The following is a 22,408-nucleotide window of genomic DNA, read 5'->3' on the forward strand; positions in this document are numbered from 1 at the left end:
CAAACGCCGCATATTTCCTGCAAACGACACGAAAAAGGGCGCCGCGGAGTTTCCGCAGCGCCCTCATTCTTGGTTTGGCTAAACGACTACCAGAAGAAGTCGTACAGCACGTCCACGACCTGGCCGGTGTATATGTTCACAAGCAGCGCGTCGTCATAGTAGCGCACCCAGCGATAGGGGCCCCAGACTTCGGGCAGGCGATAACGCCACGGATCGCTGATCCAGTAGCTCCGGTGATAATAGCTCGGCCACAGGCGGTAGCCGATGTTGAACCGGCGATAATTGTAACCGAACGGATCATAATAGATGCCGATGCGGAACAGCGAGCGGTTGCGGTCACGATAGCGGTGCCAGTCATAGCGGCTGGAACGACGCCAATCGCGGTGCCAGCGCTTGTAGCGGCCGTCGCGATAGTCACGGCGATGTTCGCGATATTCGCCGCGATAACGACGGTCGCGATAGCGATCGCGGTGGACCAGTCGTTCGCCCGAATAGCGGCCGGCGCGCTGGCCATCGCGATAATAGGGATTGTCGCGGCGGTCGAAGGTGCCGCTCGACGTGCGGCGGCTATCACGGCGATCTACGCGGCGCTCGTCGCGGCGATCTGCGCGGCGGTCGTCCCGCCGATCGAGGCGACGCTCGACGACGCGGCCGACATCATGGCCATCACGATAGACATCGCGGTCCTGGTAACGGCCGTCACGATCGGCGCGCCGTGCAGCGCGACCATCATCGCGTACGCGCTGCGCCTGGCGCTCGACCCGCTGGCGATCACGGCGACGCTGATCGGTAGCGCGCTCGACGCGGCGATTTGCCCGACGATCTTCGATGCGGACACCGCTGCGCTCGCCGCGGCGGCGCTCGACGCCGCGTTCGTTGCGACGGCGATCCTGGCGCGCGGACTGGCGGCGTTCGGCGCGGTTATCCTGGCGGCGTTCGACACGCTCGACCTGGCGGCTTTGCGGACGCACGGCGGCTCGCTCGGCCCGCTCCTGGCGACGCTCGGAACGCTGCTTGGCGCGATTGGCGCGGCGCTCGCTCCGGCTTTCGGCCCGTTCGACACGGTCACCCGGATCGCCGGCCCGCGCCCCGCGGTCCTGCATTTCGACATTCGATTCCGCTGCAGCGGCGGCGGGGAGGCCCATGGCAAACGCCAGGACCAAGGCAATCGCGGCCCTCATCGCGATGCTCCTTTCAATTCATAACGCACTCTTGGCGGCGTTTATGACGGACCCAACATGAGTCTCGCCTGAACCTAATCGCCTGCCTCGCCCTGCGCTTCGAGGGGTTGCGCAGCGGGTTGCTGGCGTTGCTGGCGGCTCATTTCGGCGGCAGCGCGCCGGACAGCACGCGCGATCCCGGGTGCCGCTCCGCACGGACAGGCATTGGGAATGGCGGCAATATCCGCATCGCTCGGGTTTCCATTGGTGGCCAGCAGTGCGCTGATCGCCAGGATGAAGCCGGGATCGCAAAAGCCGCACCGGCCCGCGTCTTCCGCGATCCATGCCTGCTGGACGGGATGCTGCCCAGCCAGGCCTTCGATGGTCGTCACGACCGCGCCCTCCAGCTCGCGCAGCTGCATCTGGCAGCCGCGCACCGGCTGGCCATCGACCAGCACCGTGCAGGCGTGGCAGCTGCCATCGTCGCAGCCATGCTTGGCACCGGTGAGGTTGGCGGCATCGCGCAGCGCAAACAGCAACGGCATTTCGGGGTCGAGCCGAAGGCGCACGGGTTCGCCGTTGAGGAGGATGCTCGTCATTGCGGCCAAGGCTAGGACCTTAGGCGATATTTGCAATCCGGCACGGAGCTGGCAAAATTGTCGCCATGGGGGAAGTGGTCACGACATTGGGGATAATCGGCGTCACGCAGGCGCGGCCGCGCCACGCCGACGAACTGCCGATCCTGTTCCTGCACGGTGTGGGCTCGGACAAGAGCGTCTGGCAGCCCCAGATCGAAGAGTTCGGCCACCGTCAGCATGTGATCGCGGCCGACTATCCCGGATACGGTGAAAGCGATTTCCGGCCCGATGCCACGCGCGACGATTATGCCGCGGCGATGCTTGCGCTGCTCGACACGCTGGAAATCGAACGCGCGCATATTTGCGGCTTGTCGCTCGGAGGGGTCATTGCGATTGCGATGGCAGCAAAGGCGCCTGATCGCATCGCCAGTCTTATCCTTGCCGACACGTTCGCGGTCCACCCCGATGGGCAGGCCATCCACGATCGATCGATTACGGCTGCGCAGGAAATGGGCATGGCAGCGTTGGCCGAAGCCAGGGTCGATGCCCTGCTCGGCAAGGAGCCGCCGCCGGGTTTGCGCGATAAGGTGATCCTCACCATGGCGCAGATCCCGCTAGCCGCGTATCGTCTCGGGGCGCGCGCGGTGTGGCTTGCCGACCAGCGCGAACGGGCCGCAGCGATATTCGCACCAACGCTGATCGTCTGCGGCAAAGAGGATGCAATCACGCCTCCGGCGCTTTCGGATGAGTTGGCAGGGTTAATCCCGCATGCACGTTCGGCGTTCATTTCCGGCGCGGGTCATCTGGCCAATGCCGAACGACCCGCCGCTTTCAATCGCCTCCTCCATGAACACCTCGAAACAGTCGACTAACTTAACGGCTGGCTAACAAGACCTTACGCGCGCTTTAACCCTGACTTTTAGGCGGGTCTTCGTCTTGTCCTGCGACAAGCATCGGCATGATGAAGGTCAACCGTGCCCCCCATATTCTCGCCCTCGCTGCGGCCGCGACGCTGATCCCGGCTGCCGCCTCCGCACAGTCGGCGCCGAGCGTCGATCGCCATGCGCCCCCGCCGGCGCTGGCGATGTCTTCGGCACCCTCGCTAAAGGCGAGCGCCATCCTTGGCGGTAACGGATCGAGTTTGCAGGCGATCCTCGCCGGCCAGCAGGCGGCCACGCCATCCTATACGCAATATCGACCCATGGCGCCTGCCGCGACGAGCGCGCGGCCTTACGTCCGCGCCCACCGCGCCGCGTTGCCCGCCCATGCCAGCCTGCCCAACCTGTTCGGTTCCGTGGCACTTTCGGTGTCGCGCACCCCCTTCGATCAGGGCTGGATGCGCGTCGCCAACGCCGGTGTCAGCGGCCGTGCCGCCGTCTATGCCCGCGATGCTGCGATCGATGGCGATCACGCCGCGATCGAGCGCATCAACCGCTATGTGAATGCGCGCATCGCTTACACCAGCGACACCCGCCAATTCGGCCGCGAAGACAGGTGGATGCGTCCCGACGAGTCATTCGCTTCGGGTCGCGGCGATTGCGAAGACTATGCGATTGCCAAGATGGCGATGCTCAAGGAAGCTGGTTTTGCTGCCGACAATCTCTACATCGTCGTGCTCAAGGACCTTGCCAACCTCAACGATCATGCCGTCCTGGCCGTGCGCCACGAAGGTCGCTTCCTGATCCTTGATAACAGCCACGACCGTGTCGAGGACGCCAACACGATCAGCTTTTTCCGCCCGGTCATGAGCTTTTCGTCGGCCGGTCGCTGGATCCACGGTTTCAACCGCACGCCCACGACCTACAGCTATCAGACGGCTTCGGCGTCGTGGCCGGACGGGCCGCGGCTCGCCATGGCGAGCGCCACCGCGCCGCGTTCAATCTTCGCGCAATAAGGTCTAGCGCTCGGTAAGCGCTTCGGCGCGTGCCTTCGTAATCGGCTTCAGGAGATAGGCCAGGATGCTCTTGCGTCCGGTGATGATCTGCGTGTCGGTCATCATGCCGGGCGTGATCTGGAGCCGCTCGTTGCCACGCGCAAGATAGCTGCGATCGGTTTCGACGATCACGTTGAAATAGGCCTCGCGTTCGACCTCGTCATACAGGCTGTCGGCCGAGATCTCGACGACCTTGCCCTTCAGTCCGCCATAGATGGAAAAATCATAGGCGGTAACGGTCACCAGCGCTTCGTCCCCCACCGCGATGAAGCCGACATCGGAGGGTTTGACGCGCGTCTCGACGAGGAGCTTGTCGCCCACCGGCACGATTTCCATCACCTTCTCGCCCGCGCCAACAAACCCGCCGATAGTGGTGAGCTGAAGGTTATTCACCACGCCGTCGACGGGCGACCGTAATTCGGTACGTGCCACGCGGCCTTCGGCACCGCGCAGGCTCTGTTCGTTGATATTGATGCGTTCCTGCACGCGGCTGCGTTCATCGAGCGCTTCCTGTCGGAAGGTCGCGCGCGCTTCATTGGCCTGTGCAATCGCCTCGTTTACAGCTGCGAGCGCACGCCCGCGCTGTTCGCGGGCGGCGGCGATGCGGCCTTCAAGGTCGATCACTTCGCGGCGCGCGTCATCCAAATCGGTCTGCGGCACGATTTGACGCTCGGCGAGCGGTTCGAGCCGCGAGACATTGGTGCGCGCGAGACGAAGCGAACTGGTCAGGCTGTCGATCGTCGCGGCGGCCTCGGCGGCATCGCGGCGCGACTGTTCGGCGCGCGCATTCAAGGCGCTGACCTGGCTGCTTAGAGCCGAACGACGGGCCTGACTGACCGCGGCTTCATCGGCACACCCCGCGCCGGTGCACGCGAGCGAGCCGCCAGTGCCTTCGGCGCGAAGCCGCGCTTCACGCGCTTGCAGCGCGGTCGTTTCGGCTTCGATCTGGCCGAGCTCCGAGGTGCTTTGCGTATCGTCGAGGCGCGCCAACAGGTCCCCGGCCTTCACCTGCTGGCCCGAGCGCACCAGCAATTCCTCGATCACCGCGGGTTCCGATGCCTGGATCAGCTGGATGCGTCCCGACGGAATGACTTCGCCCTGCCCGCGCGTGATTTCATCGACCTCGGCGATGCTGCCCCAGACAAGGAAGATGGCGAACACGCCCAGAACGGCGAAGATGATCTTCTTCGATCCGCTCATGGGCGGGCGCGATACATCGTCGCGATCGGTGATGAAGGAAAAGGCGTTCACGTCACTGTCCTCCGCCAGGCAGCACCATGGCACTGCTGGCAATACGTTGTTCGGGCGCCTGGCGGGCGGTGATCTCGTCAGCCGCGCCCGGCGTCGCGACAGGATTGGGAATGTTGAGCGTCCAGCCCTTCGAGGTATCCAGATAGCCGCCGACATCGTTTTCGGCGCGATTGATGGGCGGACCCGCCGGCTTCGTCTCGGCGATCATCATTTCCTCGACCGGCGCCGGCTTGCCGAGGTAGCGCGTCGGGCGCAGTGCTGCCGGATCGTGTGGTTCGCCTGCATAGCGCTGGATGAATGCGGCGCGGCGACCCCACTGGCCCGGCCAGCGATAGAAGATGTGCAGCCCCGTCTTTTTCACCTTGGTGAGCTTGGGCGCCCAATAGGGCGCGACATAGTCCGCATGATAATGCGTCGCCGTGCCGACCGACTGTTCGACCTTCCCCGCCAGCGCGTCCGCCGCGACCTGCTCGGCCGCTTTCCATGCCGCTGCGCCGGGTCGCCGCTCGAGCGAGCCATCGCAGGTAAAGCTGAACTGGCAGACCGGCTTTTTGGCGCCTTCGTAAACGACGCCGCAAACCGAGTTGGGATAAGCCGGGTGGCGCACGCGATTGAGCACGACCTGCGCGACCGCGCGGCGGCCCGCCAAGGGCTCGTAGCCCGCTTCGTAATAAATCGCCTGCGTGAGACACAGCTGGGCGCGGCGATAGTCGAGTCCGCTGGGTTGGCCGAAGGGGCGCGCCGCATCGAGCCCGCTACGATCGATCGGCATCGAGGCATTGATAAGCTCGGCGCTTTCACCCGTGGCGCGATATTCGACCAGTTCTGCGCCAGTGGTCGCATCAACCAGCGCGGCGGTCTGCGACAACGGAATGCTTACCGCGGCCTGCGCTTTGGGCTGCTGCATTGCGACACCGACCAGCGCCATCAGCGCAGCGGCAAGCGCTGCGATCACCGCAACCTGGACGCGTTTGAAAGTGAGGCGCTGGCTCATTCGGGCCTCACCGTCACATTGCCCGTCGTCTGCTTGACCGGCGGCTTGCCCGCGCCGGCATTGGCGAGCGCATTCATCACCTCGTCGCGCGGGCCATCGGCAATGACCTTGCCCTTGTCGATGACGATCAGTCGATCGATGACCTTAAGCATCGATTTGCGGTGCGTGGACACGACGAGCGTCTGCTCCGGCGTCATCGCGGCCTGCAGCCGATCGATGAAATATTGTTCGGTCTGGGTGTCCATGTTGCCCGTCGGTTCATCGAGAAACAGCATCTTGGACGGGGCGACCAACGCGCGCGCCAGCACCAGCAAGGTACGCTGCCCGCCCGACAGGCGGCCGCCGCGTTCGCCGATGTCGAGATCGAAACCGGCTGCGCCCTGGCTGAGGAAAATGTCGGCGCCCGATTTCTTGACCGCATCGACCAGTTCTTCATCGCTCACCTGCGCCGCGCCCAGCATCAGGTTGTCGCGCACGGTGCCTGTGAACAGTTCGGCATCCTGCCCGACATAACGGAACGCTTCGCGAAGCTGGTGCGGGTGATATTGGCGGCTATCGAGCCCGTCGACCGTCATCACGCCTTCGCTTGGCGCATAGAGACCGCACAGCACACGGCCGAGCGTCGACTTGCCCGATGCAACGCGGCCGATAATACCGATCTTTTCGCCCGGGTTGATGGTGAAATTGAGCCCGTCGAGGCTATCGATCGCGGCGCCCGGATAACGGAAATGCAGGTCCTTCAACTCGATCCGGCCTTCGCGGATTTCGGGTACGACCGACCGCGTCGCCGATTGGCGTTCATCGGGCGCTTCCATCATTTCCTGAAGGCTGTCGAGCGTCGCCATCGCCTGCTTGCCGCGCGTCATGAGCAGCGCCAACTGGCCGATTGGCGCCATGGCGCGACCGGCGATCATCACGATGGCGATGATACCGCCCATGGTGATCGCGCCAGCGTTGAACAGGAAGAAGCCGCCGATGATCAGCCCGACGGTCATTGCCTGCTGCGTCACCGATGCAAGGTTCACCGCCACCGCTGTCAGCCGGCGCATCTTTTCCTGCGTCGCCGCCGACATCGTGGCGAAACGACGCCAGCGGCCAAGCATCCGCCCTTCGGCGCGCGCCGCTTTTAGCGTTTCCACGCCGGCAATGCTTTCAACCAGCACGCTGTTCTGCAGCGAGGCGTCGGCCTGCGCATCGGTCGCAATGCGCCCCATGCCGCGGGTGATCGACAGGCCGACGATGACCATGATCGTGATGAAGACGATCGGCACCATGACCAGCCATCCGGCCAGCACCGCGATGAAGATCATGAAGATCCCCATGAAGGCGATATCGACCAGCAGCACGACGCTGGTCGAGGCAAAGAAATCGCGCACCTGCTCATATTCCGACACGCGGCGCGCAAAGGCGCCGGTCGAACCCTGGCGCTCGGCCATCGGCAGGTTCATGACCTTTTCGAAAATCTTTTGCGAATAGCGCGCATCGAGTTTGCGCCCGATTTCATCGACCAGCTGGCTACGCGCCAGTCTGAGGATGAAGTCGAAGACCAGTGCCAACGCCACGCCCAGCGCCAGCACCCAGAGCGAGCTGACGGTGTTGTTGGGAATGACGCGGTCGTAGACGTTCATGGTAAAGAGCGGCACCGCGAGCGCGAGCAGGTTGATCACTAGCGCCGCGACGATGACCGGCCAGAACTGGCGGCGTGCTTTCCACACCTCCGACCAGAACCAGTGGGCGCGCTTTGCCTTGTCCCACGGACGCTCGCCCTCGCGCTCCTTGGTCGGATCGGGTTCGACGACGACCGCATTGCCGGTAAAATGTTCGGCCAGTTCGGTTGCCGGCACCCACTGCGTGCCTTCCATGCCAGGGGCATGGATGAGCGCATCGCCATCCTTGAGTTCAATGAGGACTGCCGCGCCACCTTCCAGTTGCAGGATGGCGGGAAGCTGCGCTTCCTTCCAGCCGCGCAGACGGCGCGACACGGGAAAGCCCCGCATCCCGACCTGGTCGAGCGCGGGTTCGATCTGGTGAAACGGGAGCCTGCCGTCTGCGTCGAGCGCCAGCCCGGCACGCAAAAGGACCGGCGCGGAAGGCCGGTCCTGCTCGCGGGCCACATAGGCCAGACAATCGAGGACGGAATCGATCTCGTTATGCGTGGCGCTTGCCAGCCAGTGATCCGAAGTCAAATTCCGTCCCCATATATTACATATCGTCCGAAGAACCGACCGAACTGGTCGAGTTGGCGCGCGTTTCCGCGGCCTCTTCGGGCGAATTGTGATTCTCTACCATTCCATCATAGCTCGAACCGATTTCGACGGGAGCGCCGACAATCATGCGTCCCGAACCGGTACGCTCGTCCTTCCAGCCATCGTAGACCGGGCCGACGCTATAATCGTCGCGCTCGTTCGAGTATGCGTGGCTCGACATTTCAAGACCCATCGCCTCGAGGAGGTTGTTGGTCGCGGCCAGCACGCGATACTGCGCGTAGAGCTGCGCCAGCTTCGACACTTCGAGCTGCGCCTGCACATTGGCGCGCGTGTTCTGCGCATCGAGCACGTCGAGCAGCGAACGGCGGCCCACGTTGAACTGCTCGCGGTACGACAGGAGCAAATCGTCCGAGACATTGCTCTGCTCTTGTAGCTGTTCGACCAGGCGGCCCTGGTTGGTGAGCCGGCTCCAGGCCGAGCGGACGGTTTCAACCGCTTCGCGCTGGCGCGAGAAGAGCAGTGCCTGCTGCTGGTTGGCGCGGGCACGCTGCTCGCGGACGTTGGCGCGGTTGGCACCACCGTCGAACAGGTTCCAGCGCATCACGCCGCGGGCCATCAGGTCCGTGGTGTCGCCGGTGAAGCCGTCGATGTCGTGGCCGTAGCGCGCGCGACCTTCGACCGAGAAGGTCGGACCCATTTCGGCCTTGGCCTTCATCGTCAATTCGTTGGCCGCGGCAAGATCGGCGACCGCTTCTTCGACCAGCGGATTGTTCTCCTTGGCAAGCATTTCGGCAGCATAGAGCGATTCGGGCATCGCCGCGGAAAGATCGGGCGGCATCGTGACATCACCGATCGGCATACCGGTCAGGCGCTGGAAGGTGATGGCCGCCGTATCGAGCTCTTCCTGAGCTTCGACCACGCGGGCTTCGGCTGCGCGATAGCGCTCCTGTGCCTGCTGCAGATCGGCGATCGAAATCGAATCCTGCTCGACACCGGCGCGCAGGTCGTCAGCGAGCATGCGGTGAAAGTTCGCATTGTCGACCTCGATCGCCACCAGACGCTGCTGGAGGATATAATCGATGTAAGCGCGGCTGGTGTTCAGCGCGATGAATTCGCTGCGCTCTTCGATCCGCGCGGCCGCTGCATCGGTGCGCGCCGCCTGGTAGCGGATCTCCGCTTCGCGCGCGCCATTGTCCATGAGGAGCAAGTCGGCAATCGCCTGCGCTTCGATCGGGTAGAGCGTTTCATCCGCGATATCGAGGCTGCGACGGGTCGGGTTGCGAAGTTCGCGGATCCCGCCCGACACCTCGACCGAGAGGCGCGGATAATAGAGGCCTTCCGCCTGACGCAGTTCTTCGAACGTGGCCTGCTTGTTATAATAGGCCTGGTGGATTTCAGGGTTGGTCTGCAACGCCTCCTGGATGGCGGTTTTCAGGTCAACCGCGCCGGCCGGCGTGGCCATCGCTGCGGCCGCGAGCACCGCTCCGGGAACGATCATCGTCCAGTGCTTCTTCATGTCATGCCCCTCTACTGGTCTTTCCGTGGTTGAGACCCCCGCGTCCACACGGGGGCCTGCCATTTCGTTCGATGCCTAAGCCGACATCACCATGTCGTGATGCAGCACCATTGCTTCCATCACCATGATATCCTGAGTCGCAAAGGTAAATCCACCCTCGAAACCCATGTTAAAGCTGGCGAAGTCTCCCAGCGGCGCAATCGCCGCCAGACCACCGTCGCCGAACAGGCCGCCTTCGCCAAGATTGGCGAGGATGGCATCGACCGGATCCATGTCGCCGCCCATCAGGGCGTCGCTCAGGATGTTGCCGAGATCGTGGCCGAGACCCGCTTCGTTGGCAGCAAGCGCCGCCATCGCGTCGGCGCCCGGCATCGCGATCATGTCGTTGGCCGCGAAGACCGGGAATCCGGCATCGTTGCCTGCGACCGGCGCCATGTCATTCGCCAGCGGCGCAAAGTCCGGTTCCAGCATCGGCTGGATGGCGTCGAGCGAGCCAGCCTGCGGCAGCGCGGTGCCGCCAAGACCGCCGTCGAACACCGGATTGGCCGCGATGCCGAAGCCGCCCTCGATCCCCGGCAGGCCGAAATCGGCACCGTCGGTGATCGGCGTGACCTGCATGAAGCTGGCCGAAAGCGACTGGTCGAACATCGGCGTGTAGGCATCGAGCATCGGCGCCGAAGCGGTGGCGAAGCTGCCCGCCATCGCATAGTCCATCGACATGCCGGCGATCATCGCTCCGCCCACCATCAGCGAGCTGTTGAGGCCCGACTGCTGGAGCGACAGGCCGTTGTCGTTGAGCGCGGTCTTGCTGAAGCTGGCCAGCGTGAGCGACCCCGTTGACACCGACGCGTCGTCGATGGTGGTCGAGACGTTCTCATACGGCGGGCCGCTACCATCCTGGTCGACGACCGTGGTGACCGTGCCATCGGCGGTATCGCCATCGGCGTCGGTGTAGGTGACATCGAATTCCTGGATGATGTCGGTACCTGCACTTTCGGTGCCGATCGTGAAGACGCTAAGGTCGAACGGCTGACCGCTCACTCCCTGCACGATGATAGCGCTGAACTCCGCAGTAGTTTCGATGGCGTAAGTGTCACCCTGCTGGATGCCGCTGAACGTCACCGAACCATCGGCATTGCGCGTAGCGCTCGCACCGAAACCGATCGACGCCGTCTGGCCGACCATCAGAGTCGTGATATCCAGCGTGGCAGTTTGACCAGTGTTGTAATCAGTCACCGATACCGACGTGATCTGCACAAGGCTCTCACCCGGTCCAAGCCCGTCGACCGGGTAAGTGTCGGGCGCATCCGCCGGATCGTTGTCGGTGTCGATCGCATAGACCCGGAAGGTGGCCGTCTGGGCCTGGTTGCCCTGCACCTGCGTCACGAGCTGTTCGTAGGACGTCGTCTGCTGGCGCCCGGTAAACTGCAGACCGGTAGGAGTGGACGTCAGATCGGTAACGAACCCGATACGCAGGAATTCACCGACATTGATCGACTGGTTGTTCACACCGATACTGCCGTCGCCTTGCTTGCTGGTGTTGACCGTACCGATCGTGTTGCCATCCGAACCGCGCGCAACCGCGCCCACCGGATCCCCGATCCCTATGCCGAGCGTGTCATTGTTACCCGCTTTGACATTGCCGAAGTCGCTAAAGGTGGTCGACGTTCCGTTGGTGAGGTCGCCGTTCACGTCGAAGTTATAGGTGCCGTCACCATTGAGCGTCACCGTGAAGCCGACATCGCCGGCAACGCCGGTGGGATCGGTCGTCGCGACGATCTGGCCGGTGCCGTCGCCGAACAGGTAAAGCTGCTGCCCTGCCAGGCCAACAAGATTACCATCGGTGTCCTGCGCCATCACACCATCGGTGATGTTGAACACGTAGGATCCCGGGAGGTCGGCACCGGTCGCGATATTAAGCGCGACATTCGAAACCGCCGGCTGATCGCCATCGAGCGAGACCGCAACGTCGGGCGCAAAGTCGCTCGGCGCATCGTCACCGAAGACAATCGTCAGTTCGGCGGGCGCGCTCTCTTCATTCTCGCTGTCGATCGCGGTGTATAGAAGTGCGATCGCATCGGCTACTTCGCCATCGTCCCCGCCATCGTGCAGGTAGTTCTGCAGCAGCGTGACGGTATACTCGCCAGTCGACTGGTCGATCACGACCGTGAAGACATCGCCGCGCGTCCCGCTGGTCGCGGTAAGCGTATTGCTGCCGCCATCCCAGCTATAGGTCAGCGTTTCGAGGCCGATGTCCTGGACCACGCCGTCCATCGCTGCAAAGCTGTAGGTCCCCGGCGCGTCGTTGCCGAAGGTGCCGCCAAACGAGCCCACGAAGACCGTCTCGTCATTGAGGCCGGCACCGCTGTCACCGACGTCGGCGTCGATATCGTCGACATTCGTCGAGTTGCCGGTACCAAAACCGTCATCATCGACTGCTGCCGAAACGTTGAACGCCGTCGGGTTGCTGTCGTCTTCCAGGTTGATCGTCACCGTCGCGATCGACTTGTCGCCATCGCCGTCGGTGATCTCGTACTGGAACTGGACCGAACCCTCTTCATTTGCGGCCGGCGAGTAGGTGAAGGTCCCATCGCCGTTATAGACAAGGTTGCCCGCACCGGTCAGCGAACCACCGACCAGCGCCACGTCGACATCGGCAACGCCATCGGCACCCTTTACGTCATTGGCCAGAACGTCGACCGTCACATCAGTGTTTTCGCCGTTCTGGTCGGCCTGATTGACCGTGTCGTTGTTGGCGGTGGGAACGTCATCGATGACATCGATCGTGATCGTCCCCTGCACGGTGTTGCCGTTGGCATCGGTGGCTTCGTAGGTAAAGACATCGACCGCCGGAACGTTGTTTTCGCCATTATTGGCAGTCGTGCCATCGACTGGCGACGTCAGCGTGTAGCTGTAGGTGCCGTCCGAATTGAGCGTCAACGTGCCGTTCGATCCTACGTTCGAACCGACGACCGCATAATTTACAGCATCGGCAACCATGAGCGTACCGCCCGCGGTTTCGCTATTGGTGCCCCCGGCAGAGCCGATACCGTCAAGGCCGTCTTCGTCGACCGAGATCGTGTCGTTGTCCGCGACCAGCGTCACGTCAGCCAGGTTGATCGTGATCGTCGTGGTCGACGTGTCGCCGTCACCATCGGTGATGGTGTAGGTGAACGTGTCGGTTTCGTCGCCGCTGATCGCATCGGCGGTCGACTGATAGGTGTAGCTACCATCCGCGTTAATCGTGAGCGAGCCGTAGGCCCCCACGATCGGCGAGCCGACATTTCCCGACACCGGGCCGGCAACGTTGCCGGCGACCACGCCGGTCACTTCGTTATCGACCACATCGGCGAAGTCGGCACCGATCGTGTCGTTGTCGACCACGTTGCCCATGACCGAGGCACCCTCGGTCACGTTGGCGCTGTCCACGACCGCGGTCGGGACGTCGTCGACGATGTCGATCGTGATGGTCGACGTCGTCGTGTTACCGTCCATGTCGGTCACCTCATAGGTGAAGGTCTCGACATTGTTTTCGGTGGTCGCGCCATTATCGGCATCCGCGCCATCGACCGGCGCATTAAGCGTGTAGACCCACGTGCCGTCGGGGTTGATGACCAGCGTACCGTTTGAACCGGTACCCGAACCAACGAGCGCGAAGCTGTTGCCACCGTTGCCGCCCGATACATTGTCGTTGAGGTTCCCCGATGCCTGCTCGGGCGCGTTGGGGGTCGAGCCAATCGCCAGCTCGGCTTCGTTGACCGAGGCGTCCTCATTGTTGGCGGCCAGGTTGCTGTCGCCGACATTGATGGTCAGCGTGACCGTGGAGGTGTCGCCATCGCCATCGGTGATGGTGTAGACGAAGACATCCTGCACATCGCCGACATTGGGATCGGCTTCATAGGTGTAGCTGCCGTCCGCATTGAGCGTCAGCGTGCCGTAGGTGCCCGCCACCGCGACACCGACATCGCCCGACACCGGGTTCGAGATGTCGTTACCCGCCGCAACGCCCGTCACCGCACCGCCCGGCGCAGCGCCATCGGCGCCGAGCACGTCGTTGGGCAGAACGTTACCCGAGGTATCTGCGCCTTCGGTGACGCTATCGACATCCGCCGTCGCCGTCGGAACATCGTCGCGCACGTCGATGGTGATTGTGCCCTGGACGGTGTTGCCGTCGGCATCGGTCGCCACATAGGTGAAGACATCGACGCCCGGAACGACATTCTCGTCATTATCGGCGGTCAAGCCGTCGACCGGCGTGGTCAGCGTATAGCTGTAGGTGCCGTCATTGTTGAGCGTGAGCGTGCCGTTCGAACCGACGTTCGAGCCGACCAGCGCGTACTCTACCGCCCCGGCAACCATCAGCGTACCGCCTGCGGTTTCGCTGTTGGTGCCACCGGCCGAACCAATGCCATCGAGACCGTCTTCGTCGACCGTGATCGTATCGTTGTCCGCGACCAGCGTCACGTCATCGACATTGATATCGATCGTGGCGGTCGAAGTGTCGCCGTCACCATCGGTGATGGTGTAGGTGAACGTGTCGGTCGCACCCGGCGCGGCCACCGCATCCGGATCCGATTCATAGGTATAGCTGCCGTCCGCATTGATCGTCAGCGTGCCGTAAAGGCCTGCAACGCTCGCGCCGACATTACCCGATACCGGACCGGCCACATTGCCCGCAGCAACGCCGGTGACTTCATTGTCGGCCACTTCCGCGCCATCGGCGCCGATCGTATCGTTATCGACGACGTTGCCCATGACCGAGGCGCCCTCGGTCACGCTGGCGCTGTCGACGACCGCAGTCGGGACGTCGTCGACGATGTCGATCGTGATGGTCGACGTCGTCGTGTTGCCGTCAGCGTCGGTCACCTCGTAGGTGAAGGTCTCGACATTGTTGACGACGTTGTTGCCATTATCGGCATCCGCGCCATCGACCGGCGAATTGAGCGTGTAGACCCAGGTGCCGTCGGGGTTGATGACCAGCGTACCGTTCGACCCGGTGCCCGAACCCACGAGCGCAAAGCTGTTGCCGCCAGCGCCGCCCGATACATTGTCATTGAGATTGCCCGATGCCGTTTCCGGCGCATCCGGTGCCGAGCCTTCCGCCAACTGGGCCTCGAAGACCGCCGCATCCTCGTTGGTGGCCGCCAGGCCTGAATCCGCGACATCGATGGTCAGGGTGACCGTCGACGTGTCGCCGTCACCGTCGGTGATGGTATAGACGAAGACGTCCTGCACAGCGCCGACATTGGGATCGGCTTCGTAGGTGTAGCTGCCATTGGCGTTAAGCGTGAGCGTCCCGTAGGTGCCCGCCACCGCGACGCCGACATCGCCCGAAACGGGGTTCGACGTATCGCTGCCCGCGGCAACACCCGTCACCGGGCCGCCAGGCGCAGCGCCATCGGCGCCGATCACATCGTTGGTGAAGACATTGCCGCCGACGGAACCGCCTTCGGACACGTTGTTCATGTCGAGCGTGGCGGTGGGCACGTCGTCGACGATCTCGACGTCGAGACTACCGGTAGCCATGTCGACGTCCTGATCGGTGACCTTGACCTCGAACGAACGGATGATGGGATCTTCGCCCGCATTGCCGTGGAGCAGCGCGTTGGCGTCGAGTTCATATTCGTAGATGAAGGTGCCGCCGATTACCAAGCCGTTGAGGTCGGTATCGGGGATGAAGTCGGTGATACGAAGCTCGCCGTAATCATCCGCGATCGTCTTGGCGCCGAGGAAGACGCCGTTCTCGATGATCAGGACACCGCCAACCCAGACGTCATCTACGCCATCGGCGGCTTCGAACGAGAAGCTGTTGCCATCGACCAGCGATTCCGGGGTCGTGTCCGAACCCGCGGGCAGATCGTCTTCGTCGACGCTGAGCTCGGGGCCCTGGCCGTCGAGACCGTTGAGCACGACGGGATCGTTCTCACCATCCATGATGATGGTCAGGAACGCCGGCGAGGAATCGCCGTCATTGTCGAGCAGCGTGTAGCTGAATTCTTCGACAAGCGATTCGCCGTCGGTCAGCGCATTGAGCGCATCGATGCCTTCACCCGACAGCAGATACTCGTAGCTGCCATCGGCATTGAGCGTGAGCACACCGTACAGGCCGACAAAGAAGCCCGGATTGCCCACCTGGGCGCCGTCGGCGCCAAGCGTGTCCGCGCCCGGACCGGCGACACCGCCATCGGTGCCATCGCCCGTGATGACATTGCCCGTCGTGGTGGTGGGACCACCTTCGAAAATATCGCTGTCGACATCGTTGTTCGCGGTCGGGACGTCGTTGACGATCTCGATCAGAAAGACGCCGCTCGTCGACGAACCGTCTTCGTCGGTCAGGTTGACCGGCACCGATTCGAACGGATCACTCGGCGGATTGGGGCCATTGTCGAGCGAATTGTCCTCGAGCACGAAGTTCCCCAGCAGCGTTCCGCCGATGATCGTGCCGTCAGGCGCTGTCAGCGGGATGAAGCCGGTCACCGTGATCGTGCCCGAAGGCGTCGCGATCGTCGCGCCCGCGCCCACGAAGACGCCGTCTTCGATGACAAGTACGCCGCCCATCGTGAGGTCGTCGACGCCATCGGGCGCTTCGAATGCGAAGTTCCACAGTTGCGTCAGGAAGGAAGGCGACGGGTTCGAGCCATCCGGCAGGTTTGATTCGTCCACGAACACGTTGGGCGCTGAGCCTTCGACACCGTTGAGAACGACGGGATCGTCCTTACCGTTCATGATGATGGTCAGCTGCGCGGGATCGCTATCGAGATCGCCATCGACGAGGGTGTAGTTGAACTGGTCGACCAGCGTTTCGCCATCGGTCAGCGTTTCGAGAAGCGCCACGCCATCCTGGCTCATCACGTAGTTATAGCTACCATCGGCATTGAGCGTCAGCGTGCCGTACAGGCCGACATAGACGCCCGGATTACCGACCTCGGCGCCGTCGGCACCCGGCGTGTCCGCGCCGACGCCATTGAGGCCGCCATTGGTGCCCTCGCCAGTGATGACGTTGCCATCGGTGGAGGTGGCGCCGCCTTCGACGATGTCGCCGTCGACATCGTCTTCGGCCGTCGGCGTGTCGTCGAGGATTTCGATCGACAGGCTGGTGCTTGCCACATCGCCGTCGCTGTCGGTCAGCACGACCGAGAAGTCGTCGCTTTCGACGCCAACAAGATCTTGCGTATTGGTCGTCAGTTCATAGCTGTAGGTGTAGCCGGCCGTCGGATTGCCGATGACGGTCAGCGTGCCGTAAAGGCCCGGGACCACACCGCCATTGGAAACGTTGACGCCGCCGATGACCAGCGAGGCCACGGTGTCATTACCCGTATCGAATTCGATCGTACCCGCGGCAAATTCGTCGTTCGAGGCGGCGTTGCTGCCTTCGTCGTCGCCATTGGGCGGGCCATCGAGCGCGGCTTCGTCCACCACGGTGTCCGACCCTTCGGCGATAGACACAGAGGGCGTCGAGTCCGGCAGCAGCGTGATGGTGACCGTGGCAACCGACGTGTCACCGTCACCGTCGGTTATCTCGTACTGGAAGGTAACGACGCCTTCTTCGCCCGGAACCGGGCCGTAGGTAAAGGTGCCATTGTTGTTATAGGTCAGCGTGCCGGGGCCGCTCAGCGTACCCGGGACAACTGCGATTCCGCTGATCAGGTTGACGCCATCGGCGCCCGCCACATCATTGGCGAACACATCCACAGTGATATTGGCATCTTCCGCCGCCTGGTTGGCGCTGTCGTTGTTGGCCTTGGGAAGATCATCAATGATTTCGATCGACAGGACCGTGTCGGCGGTGTCGCCATCGCTGTCGGTCAGGACGACGTTGAAGTCATCCGTCTCGGCCACGCCATCGACGTCTTCAAGGTCGGTCGTGAGTTCGTAGCTATATGTATAACCGTCGGTCGGGTTACCGCTGATCGTCAGCGTGCCATAGGCACCTGGCACCGAGCCGCCATTGGTGACATCGATGCCATTGATGACGAGCGAGCCGACGCTGTCATTGCCCGTGTCGAAGGTCAGCGCGCCTTCGCCCACTTCGCTGTTGGAAGCCGCATCCGAGCCATCGGGGTTGAGACCGGCTTCATTCACAACCGTGTCCGAACCCTCGACGATCGAAATGCTCGGCGTCGAATCGGGCAGGAGTTCGATCGTGACCGTGGCGACCGACGGGCTGCCGTCGCTATCGGTGATCCGATAATCGAAGGTGACCGTGCCTTCTTCGCCCGGGACCGGGTCGTAGGTGAAGGTGCCATCGCCATTATAGGTGAGCGTTCCTGCGCCCACGAGCGACCCTGCAACAAGCTCGACGCCCGTCGCCAGATCGACGCCGTCGGCGCCCGGCGTATCGTTGGCGAAGATATCGACAGTGATGTTCGCATCTTCGCTCGGCTGCACGGCTGAATCATCGCGCGCGATGGGCTCGTCGTCGATGATGTCGATGACGACGACATCGGTGGCGGTGTCGCCGTCCACATCGGTGACCGTCACGGTGAAGGTGACCGTTGTAGTGGTGCCCGACGTATTGTCGGTCAGCGTGAAGTTATACTCGATGATGTTCGCATCGGGATCGTAGCTGATGATCGTGATGATCCCGCCTTCGATCGGGATGACCTGGCCGGCGCCCGTTACCGGTGTGCCGTTGATCGCGACGACATTAACGCCGTCGCCGTCCACCCAGCGGATGACGCCGGTCACATGTTCGGTCGGATCACTGTCATTGTCCGGGTCGCCATCGGCGATTTCGCCCGAACCCGGGGTCTCGCCATTGCGCGGCGGAAGACCACCCTCGTCGACCGTGTTGCCGGCGTTGGGATCGGGGATGATGTCGATATCGACGCCCGCATCTTCGATCACGATGGTGAGCGTGGCCGTGGACGTGTCACCATCGCCGTCGGTCAGCGTGTAGGTGAAGACGTCTTCGACGCCGCCCGGCGAGGCCGGATCACGGACATAGGTGTAGCTACCGTCCGCGGCGATGGTCAGCGTTCCGTACGCACCCACAATCTCCACATTGCCGTCCCCGATCGCCACACTCGCACCGCCGGCAGCAATCGCAGTGAGTACCGCACCATCAGCGCCCGGCGTATCCGCGCCGGCAGCGCCCGACGTCGTACCCACGCCGGTGAAGACGTTGCCGTCTTCGGGGCCGTACGTACGCGCCGCAATCGTATCGGTATCATCGCGTGCGGACGGACCGTCGTCGGTGATGTTGATGGTCAGGTTGGCCGTAGCGCTATCGCCATCGACATCGGTCACCGTGACCGAGAAGATGTCTTGCACGGAATCGCCCGACGTATTGTCGGTCAGCGTATAGCGGAAACCGATCGCACCGGGGCTGATCGAGGTAATCGTCAGCGTTCCGAACTGGCCCTGGATGACCTGGCCGACCGCACTGATGACAACGCCGTTGACCACAAGCCCGTCGACCGCAACCACGTTGGGGCTGTCCGGCGAGGAATAAACGAATGTTCCCGAAACGCTCTCGCTGTCGGCTGCCGCGTTGGACCCTGCAGGCTCGCCGTTACGTGCGGGAAGCCCCGCCTCGTCGACACCTGCCGTGGCGTCGCGCGCGCCGGCAGGATTGTCGGGGGTCTCGATGACGATGTCGGGCTCGTTCTCGAGAAAATAGCCCGGCTCTTCCTGCTGCTCGAGAGGCCGGAAAAGTTCGGTCGGCGGCAGCAGGTCGCCCAGCTCCTGCGCAGGGCCAAGGCCCGGCACGATGACGGCAAAGTTGCCGCCGCTGGAATCGTTGTTGGGATCGTTGTCGTCGCCGGGACCGGCGGGCGGATCAGCCTGGATCAGCAGCGCGGCGACCGTGGTGGGCGGGATCACCGCTTCGCCGATAACAAGCTGAGGTACAAAAAGAGCGCCATTGACGATGACCATCTGGCCGCCATCGGGCAGCGGGACGACAAGATCCGTACCGACACGGACGATATCGCCGGCATTCACACCCGCAGGAAGATTGACCACGCCATCGGGGCCGACTTCGACCCGGATCGCGTCCGGCCGTACCGTTACCTTGGCCGGCGTTGCTTCGTTCGAAACGTCGGTATCGACGTCCTGGCCGCTGTCTTGGGCCCCGCTTGCTTCAAAATCGTTGCGCATGTCCCACCCTTTGCTTGTCGAGCGCCGGGCAAACCCGAGCGCTGCCAATCATCAATTCTGGGGAAAGAACTGCTGCGCTGTTAAACGCGAATGGTTAACAGCGTCGGGTCCACCCCCGTGCTTCTGGAGACAAGAAACACGTGCTTTTGAGAAATTGCAAATGGAACGCGATGACCCGAAGTGGTGACGGCCCCAAAACTGGTGAAAAGCCTCATCTAAAAGACGTTAAGGTTTGGAGTAGTAGTTGTTGAATACGTTACACGATAACAGTCATCCTCTATATTAGAGAAGCCGAAATGGAGGTTTTTGCGTCCTATTGTTAGTAATACTCAAGAAGTAAGGACCACTTACTCATAGAATTAAGTCTCAGTTAAATCAAATTTTCAAAGTTTCACCTATGTTAACCCTCTTCGGTGACTTTCGACATGATTTCGACTGCCCCTCGCGCTCGTTAACTATGCGTAAAAAATCTTCGCGAGCAGCGTCCCGAAACGACACAAATCGGCAATTCCCGCAATCTGTAAACCTAACGACTCGCACTGGCTGGCGAGTCGCTAGCCGAGTCGCTCAGACGCTTTGAAGCGCTGCCAGCAGCCGATGACGCCACTGCGCGCGGCGCCTTTTGCGGTGCTCTTCTGCAATCGCGGGTTTGAAGCATTCGAAGCTTGGCAACATGGTCTCGATCGCCCGTTCGAGGGTTTCGTGAAGACCCACACCGACCGCTGCCAGGATCGCCGCGCCGCGCGCCGTACTCTCGACATTTTCGGGTCGCGAGACGGTGGCGCCGCTGATATCGGCCAGATCCTGCGCCAGCCAGTCGTTGGCGATCATGCCGCCATCGACCTTGAGCTCGCGCCACGGCGCGCCATCGGCGGCAAAGGCTTCGGCAAGGTCGACGGCGCTGTGCACCACCGCTTCCAGCGCGGCGCGCACCAAGTGGGCCCGCGTCACCCCGAAGGTCAGGCCATGGATCGACCCTGTGAGGTCGGCGCGCCAGTGCGGCGCCCCCAATCCGGTGAATGCCGGGATGATGGTGACGCCGCCATTATCCTCGACGCTGCGCGCAAGAGTTTCCGTTTCCTGCGCACTACCGACCAGTCCAGCCATATCGCGCAGCCACTGGACGAGGCTGCCAGCCACGAAGACGGATCCTTCGAGGGCATAAAGTCTCGCATCACCCTGCTGGTAGAGCAGTGTCGCCAGCAGCCGATGGTCGCTGTTGGGCCGCCTTCCACCGGTCGAGGCCAACGCGAACAGGCCGGTGCCGAACGTTGCCTTTGCCATACCCGGTCCGACACAGGCCTGGCCAAGTGTCGCGGCCTGCTGGTCGCCAACCGATGCCGCCACGCGGATGGGTTCGCCAAAGAAGTCGCACGACCCGAGGTCACCGGCCATGTCGGTAATGTCGGGCAGCGCGGAACGCGGCACGTCGAATAGGGCGCAAAGATCATCGTCCCATTGCGATGTCTCGAGCGCCATCAATGCGGTCCGGCTGGCGTTGCTCGCATCGGTCTCGAACCGGCCCATCAGCTTGAAGCGCAGCCAGCAATCGATCGTCCCGAAGGCCAGCACCCCGCGCGCCGCGGCATCGGCGACGGCAACTTCGTGGTCCAGCAACCAGCGCATCTTGGAGGCGCTGAAATAGGGATCGAGCAGCAGGCCGCTGCGCTCCTGCACCAGTTCCTCATGCCCGCCGTCTCGCAATAGCTGGCAGGCCTTTGCCGTGCGGCGATCCTGCCAGACGATCGCCGGTGCCAGCGGCCGGCCCGTTTCCCTGTCCCACGCCACCACGGTTTCGCGCTGGTTGGTGATGCCGATGGCCGCGATGGCCGCCGCGCCGCCCGCCCGGTCGATGACTTTAGCAGCGACGCTTTCCGTGGCCTCCCAGATCGCATTCGCATCCTGTTCGACCCACCCCGGGCGCGGATAGACGCACTGCACCGGCTGCTGTTCGCTATCGATGATCAGGCCTGTCTCGTCGAACAGCAGCGCCCGCGTCGAGCTGGTGCCTTCGTCGAGGACGAGGATCTTCATTCTTTACCGTATGCTTTCATGAAGACGTCGATCGCGCCGGCAATTCGCTCGCGGTCGCGCGCGGGGTCGCTCTTGCCGCAAAAGCGCCGCTCCAATTCGCCAAAGCCCTTGCACATCGACACGAATTGCTCCGCCGCGAGCATCGGATCGTCAACCGCGATCTCCCCGGCATCCGCCGCGGCTTCGATGAGCCCCGCCATATGCACGCACATCGGCCGCGGTCCGGCGTCCATGAACGTGTCGCCGATCGAGGGATCACGATCCGATTCCGCGGCGATCCGCCGGTCGAAGCGGACGATCTCGTCGCGGCTGACAAAGTCGTGGAAGGCGTTACCGAGCATCTCGAGCTGCTCGCGAATCGGTCGCCGCGGAAGCGACGGATCGATCTGCATATGCTGCTTCATATTGCTGCATTCATGATCGACAGCAGCGCTAAAGAGTCCGGGTTTCCCGCCGAAATAATTGTAGACGGTGACCTTCGACACGCCCGCATCCTCGGCGATACCCTCGATCGAAGTCGCCTCGTAGCCGACATCGAAAAATGCCTTGCTGGCAGCCGCCAGGATCGCCTGGCGCTTCGCTTCGCTGGATGGTCTCACGATGGTTTTCGACACGATAGCCCTTGACACTATGA

General features: G+C 62.9%; 11 protein-coding genes. 2 read left to right on the forward strand and 9 right to left on the reverse strand.

Annotated elements, in window-relative coordinates:
• Window positions 1–86: 86 nt before the first annotated feature.
• Entirely contained in the window at window positions 87–1,181 is a 1,095-nt protein-coding gene (locus NUX07_RS11195) for an RcnB family protein (RefSeq protein ID WP_265530660.1), read from the reverse strand.
• 74 nt (window positions 1,182–1,255) lie between these two features.
• Window positions 1,256–1,759 carry a (2Fe-2S)-binding protein gene (locus NUX07_RS11200; protein ID WP_265530661.1) on the reverse strand — a complete coding sequence of 168 codons (504 nt, stop codon included), beginning with the start codon at window positions 1,757–1,759 and terminating at the stop codon, window positions 1,256–1,258.
• Window positions 1,760–1,824: 65 nt separating this feature from the next.
• Here NUX07_RS11200 and NUX07_RS11205 point away from each other — a divergent pair, with 65 nt between their 5' ends.
• The gene (locus tag NUX07_RS11205) at window positions 1,825–2,610 is read left to right on the forward strand and encodes an alpha/beta fold hydrolase (RefSeq protein ID WP_265530662.1); all 786 of its coding nucleotides are present in this window, start codon (window positions 1,825–1,827) and stop codon (window positions 2,608–2,610) included.
• Window positions 2,611–2,696: 86 nt separating this feature from the next.
• Window positions 2,697–3,632: a transglutaminase-like cysteine peptidase gene (locus tag NUX07_RS11210; protein ID WP_265530663.1), complete on the forward strand. Its 936-nt coding sequence runs from the start codon at window positions 2,697–2,699 to the stop codon at window positions 3,630–3,632.
• 3 nt (window positions 3,633–3,635) lie between these two features.
• Here NUX07_RS11210 and NUX07_RS11215 read toward each other — a convergent pair whose 3' ends face one another.
• The 7 genes from NUX07_RS11215 to NUX07_RS11245 all read right to left on the reverse strand — a co-directional run bounded on the left by NUX07_RS11215 (window position 3,636) and on the right by NUX07_RS11245 (window position 22,373).
• Entirely contained in the window at window positions 3,636–4,922 is a 1,287-nt protein-coding gene (locus NUX07_RS11215; protein WP_265530664.1) for an HlyD family type I secretion periplasmic adaptor subunit, read from the reverse strand.
• Window position 4,923: 1 nt separating this feature from the next.
• On the reverse strand, window positions 4,924–5,916 hold the full coding sequence (locus NUX07_RS11220; protein ID WP_265530665.1) for a cell wall hydrolase: 993 nt from the start codon (window positions 5,914–5,916) through the stop codon (window positions 4,924–4,926).
• Window positions 5,913–8,102: a type I secretion system permease/ATPase gene (locus NUX07_RS11225; RefSeq protein WP_265530666.1), complete on the reverse strand. Its 2,190-nt coding sequence runs from the start codon at window positions 8,100–8,102 to the stop codon at window positions 5,913–5,915. Before NUX07_RS11225 ends, NUX07_RS11220 begins: the two co-directional genes overlap by 4 nt.
• A 16-nt stretch (window positions 8,103–8,118) precedes the next feature.
• On the reverse strand, window positions 8,119–9,639 hold the full coding sequence (locus NUX07_RS11230; protein WP_265530667.1) for a TolC family protein: 1,521 nt from the start codon (window positions 9,637–9,639) through the stop codon (window positions 8,119–8,121).
• A gap of 75 nt (window positions 9,640–9,714) precedes the next feature.
• The gene (locus tag NUX07_RS11235; RefSeq protein WP_265530668.1) at window positions 9,715–19,740 is read right to left on the reverse strand and encodes an Ig-like domain-containing protein; all 10,026 of its coding nucleotides are present in this window, start codon (window positions 19,738–19,740) and stop codon (window positions 9,715–9,717) included.
• A 567-nt stretch (window positions 19,741–20,307) separates the two neighbouring features.
• The gene (locus tag NUX07_RS11240; RefSeq protein ID WP_265530670.1) at window positions 20,308–21,774 is read right to left on the reverse strand and encodes an FGGY family carbohydrate kinase; all 1,467 of its coding nucleotides are present in this window, start codon (window positions 21,772–21,774) and stop codon (window positions 20,308–20,310) included.
• Complete coding sequence (locus NUX07_RS11245) at window positions 21,771–22,373, reverse strand: TetR/AcrR family transcriptional regulator (protein WP_265530671.1); 603 nt, start codon at window positions 22,371–22,373, stop codon at window positions 21,771–21,773. Before NUX07_RS11245 ends, NUX07_RS11240 begins: the two co-directional genes overlap by 4 nt.
• Window positions 22,374–22,408: the final 35 nt, after the last annotated feature.

It is taken from the genome of Sphingomicrobium marinum (genome assembly GCF_026157105.1).
GTDB classification, from domain to species: Bacteria; Pseudomonadota; Alphaproteobacteria; order Sphingomonadales; family Sphingomonadaceae; genus Sphingomicrobium; species Sphingomicrobium marinum.

Bases quoted from the DNA above. Each gene is read 5' to 3' on its own strand.
- NUX07_RS11195 (WP_265530660.1), bottom strand. From the start codon at position 1,181: ATGAGGGCCGCGATTGCCTTGGTCCTGGCGTTTGCCATGGGCCTCCCC.
- NUX07_RS11200 (WP_265530661.1), bottom strand. From the start codon at position 1,759: ATGACGAGCATCCTCCTCAACGGCGAACCCGTGCGCCTTCGGCTCGAC.
- NUX07_RS11205 (WP_265530662.1), top strand. From the start codon at position 1,825: ATGGGGGAAGTGGTCACGACATTGGGGATAATCGGCGTCACGCAGGCG.
- NUX07_RS11210 (WP_265530663.1), top strand. From the start codon at position 2,697: ATGATGAAGGTCAACCGTGCCCCCCATATTCTCGCCCTCGCTGCGGCC.
- NUX07_RS11220 (WP_265530665.1), bottom strand. From the start codon at position 5,916: ATGAGCCAGCGCCTCACTTTCAAACGCGTCCAGGTTGCGGTGATCGCA.
- NUX07_RS11230 (WP_265530667.1), bottom strand. From the start codon at position 9,639: ATGAAGAAGCACTGGACGATGATCGTTCCCGGAGCGGTGCTCGCGGCC.
- NUX07_RS11235 (WP_265530668.1), bottom strand. From the start codon at position 19,740: ATGCGCAACGATTTTGAAGCAAGCGGGGCCCAAGACAGCGGCCAGGAC.
- NUX07_RS11240 (WP_265530670.1), bottom strand. From the start codon at position 21,774: ATGAAGATCCTCGTCCTCGACGAAGGCACCAGCTCGACGCGGGCGCTG.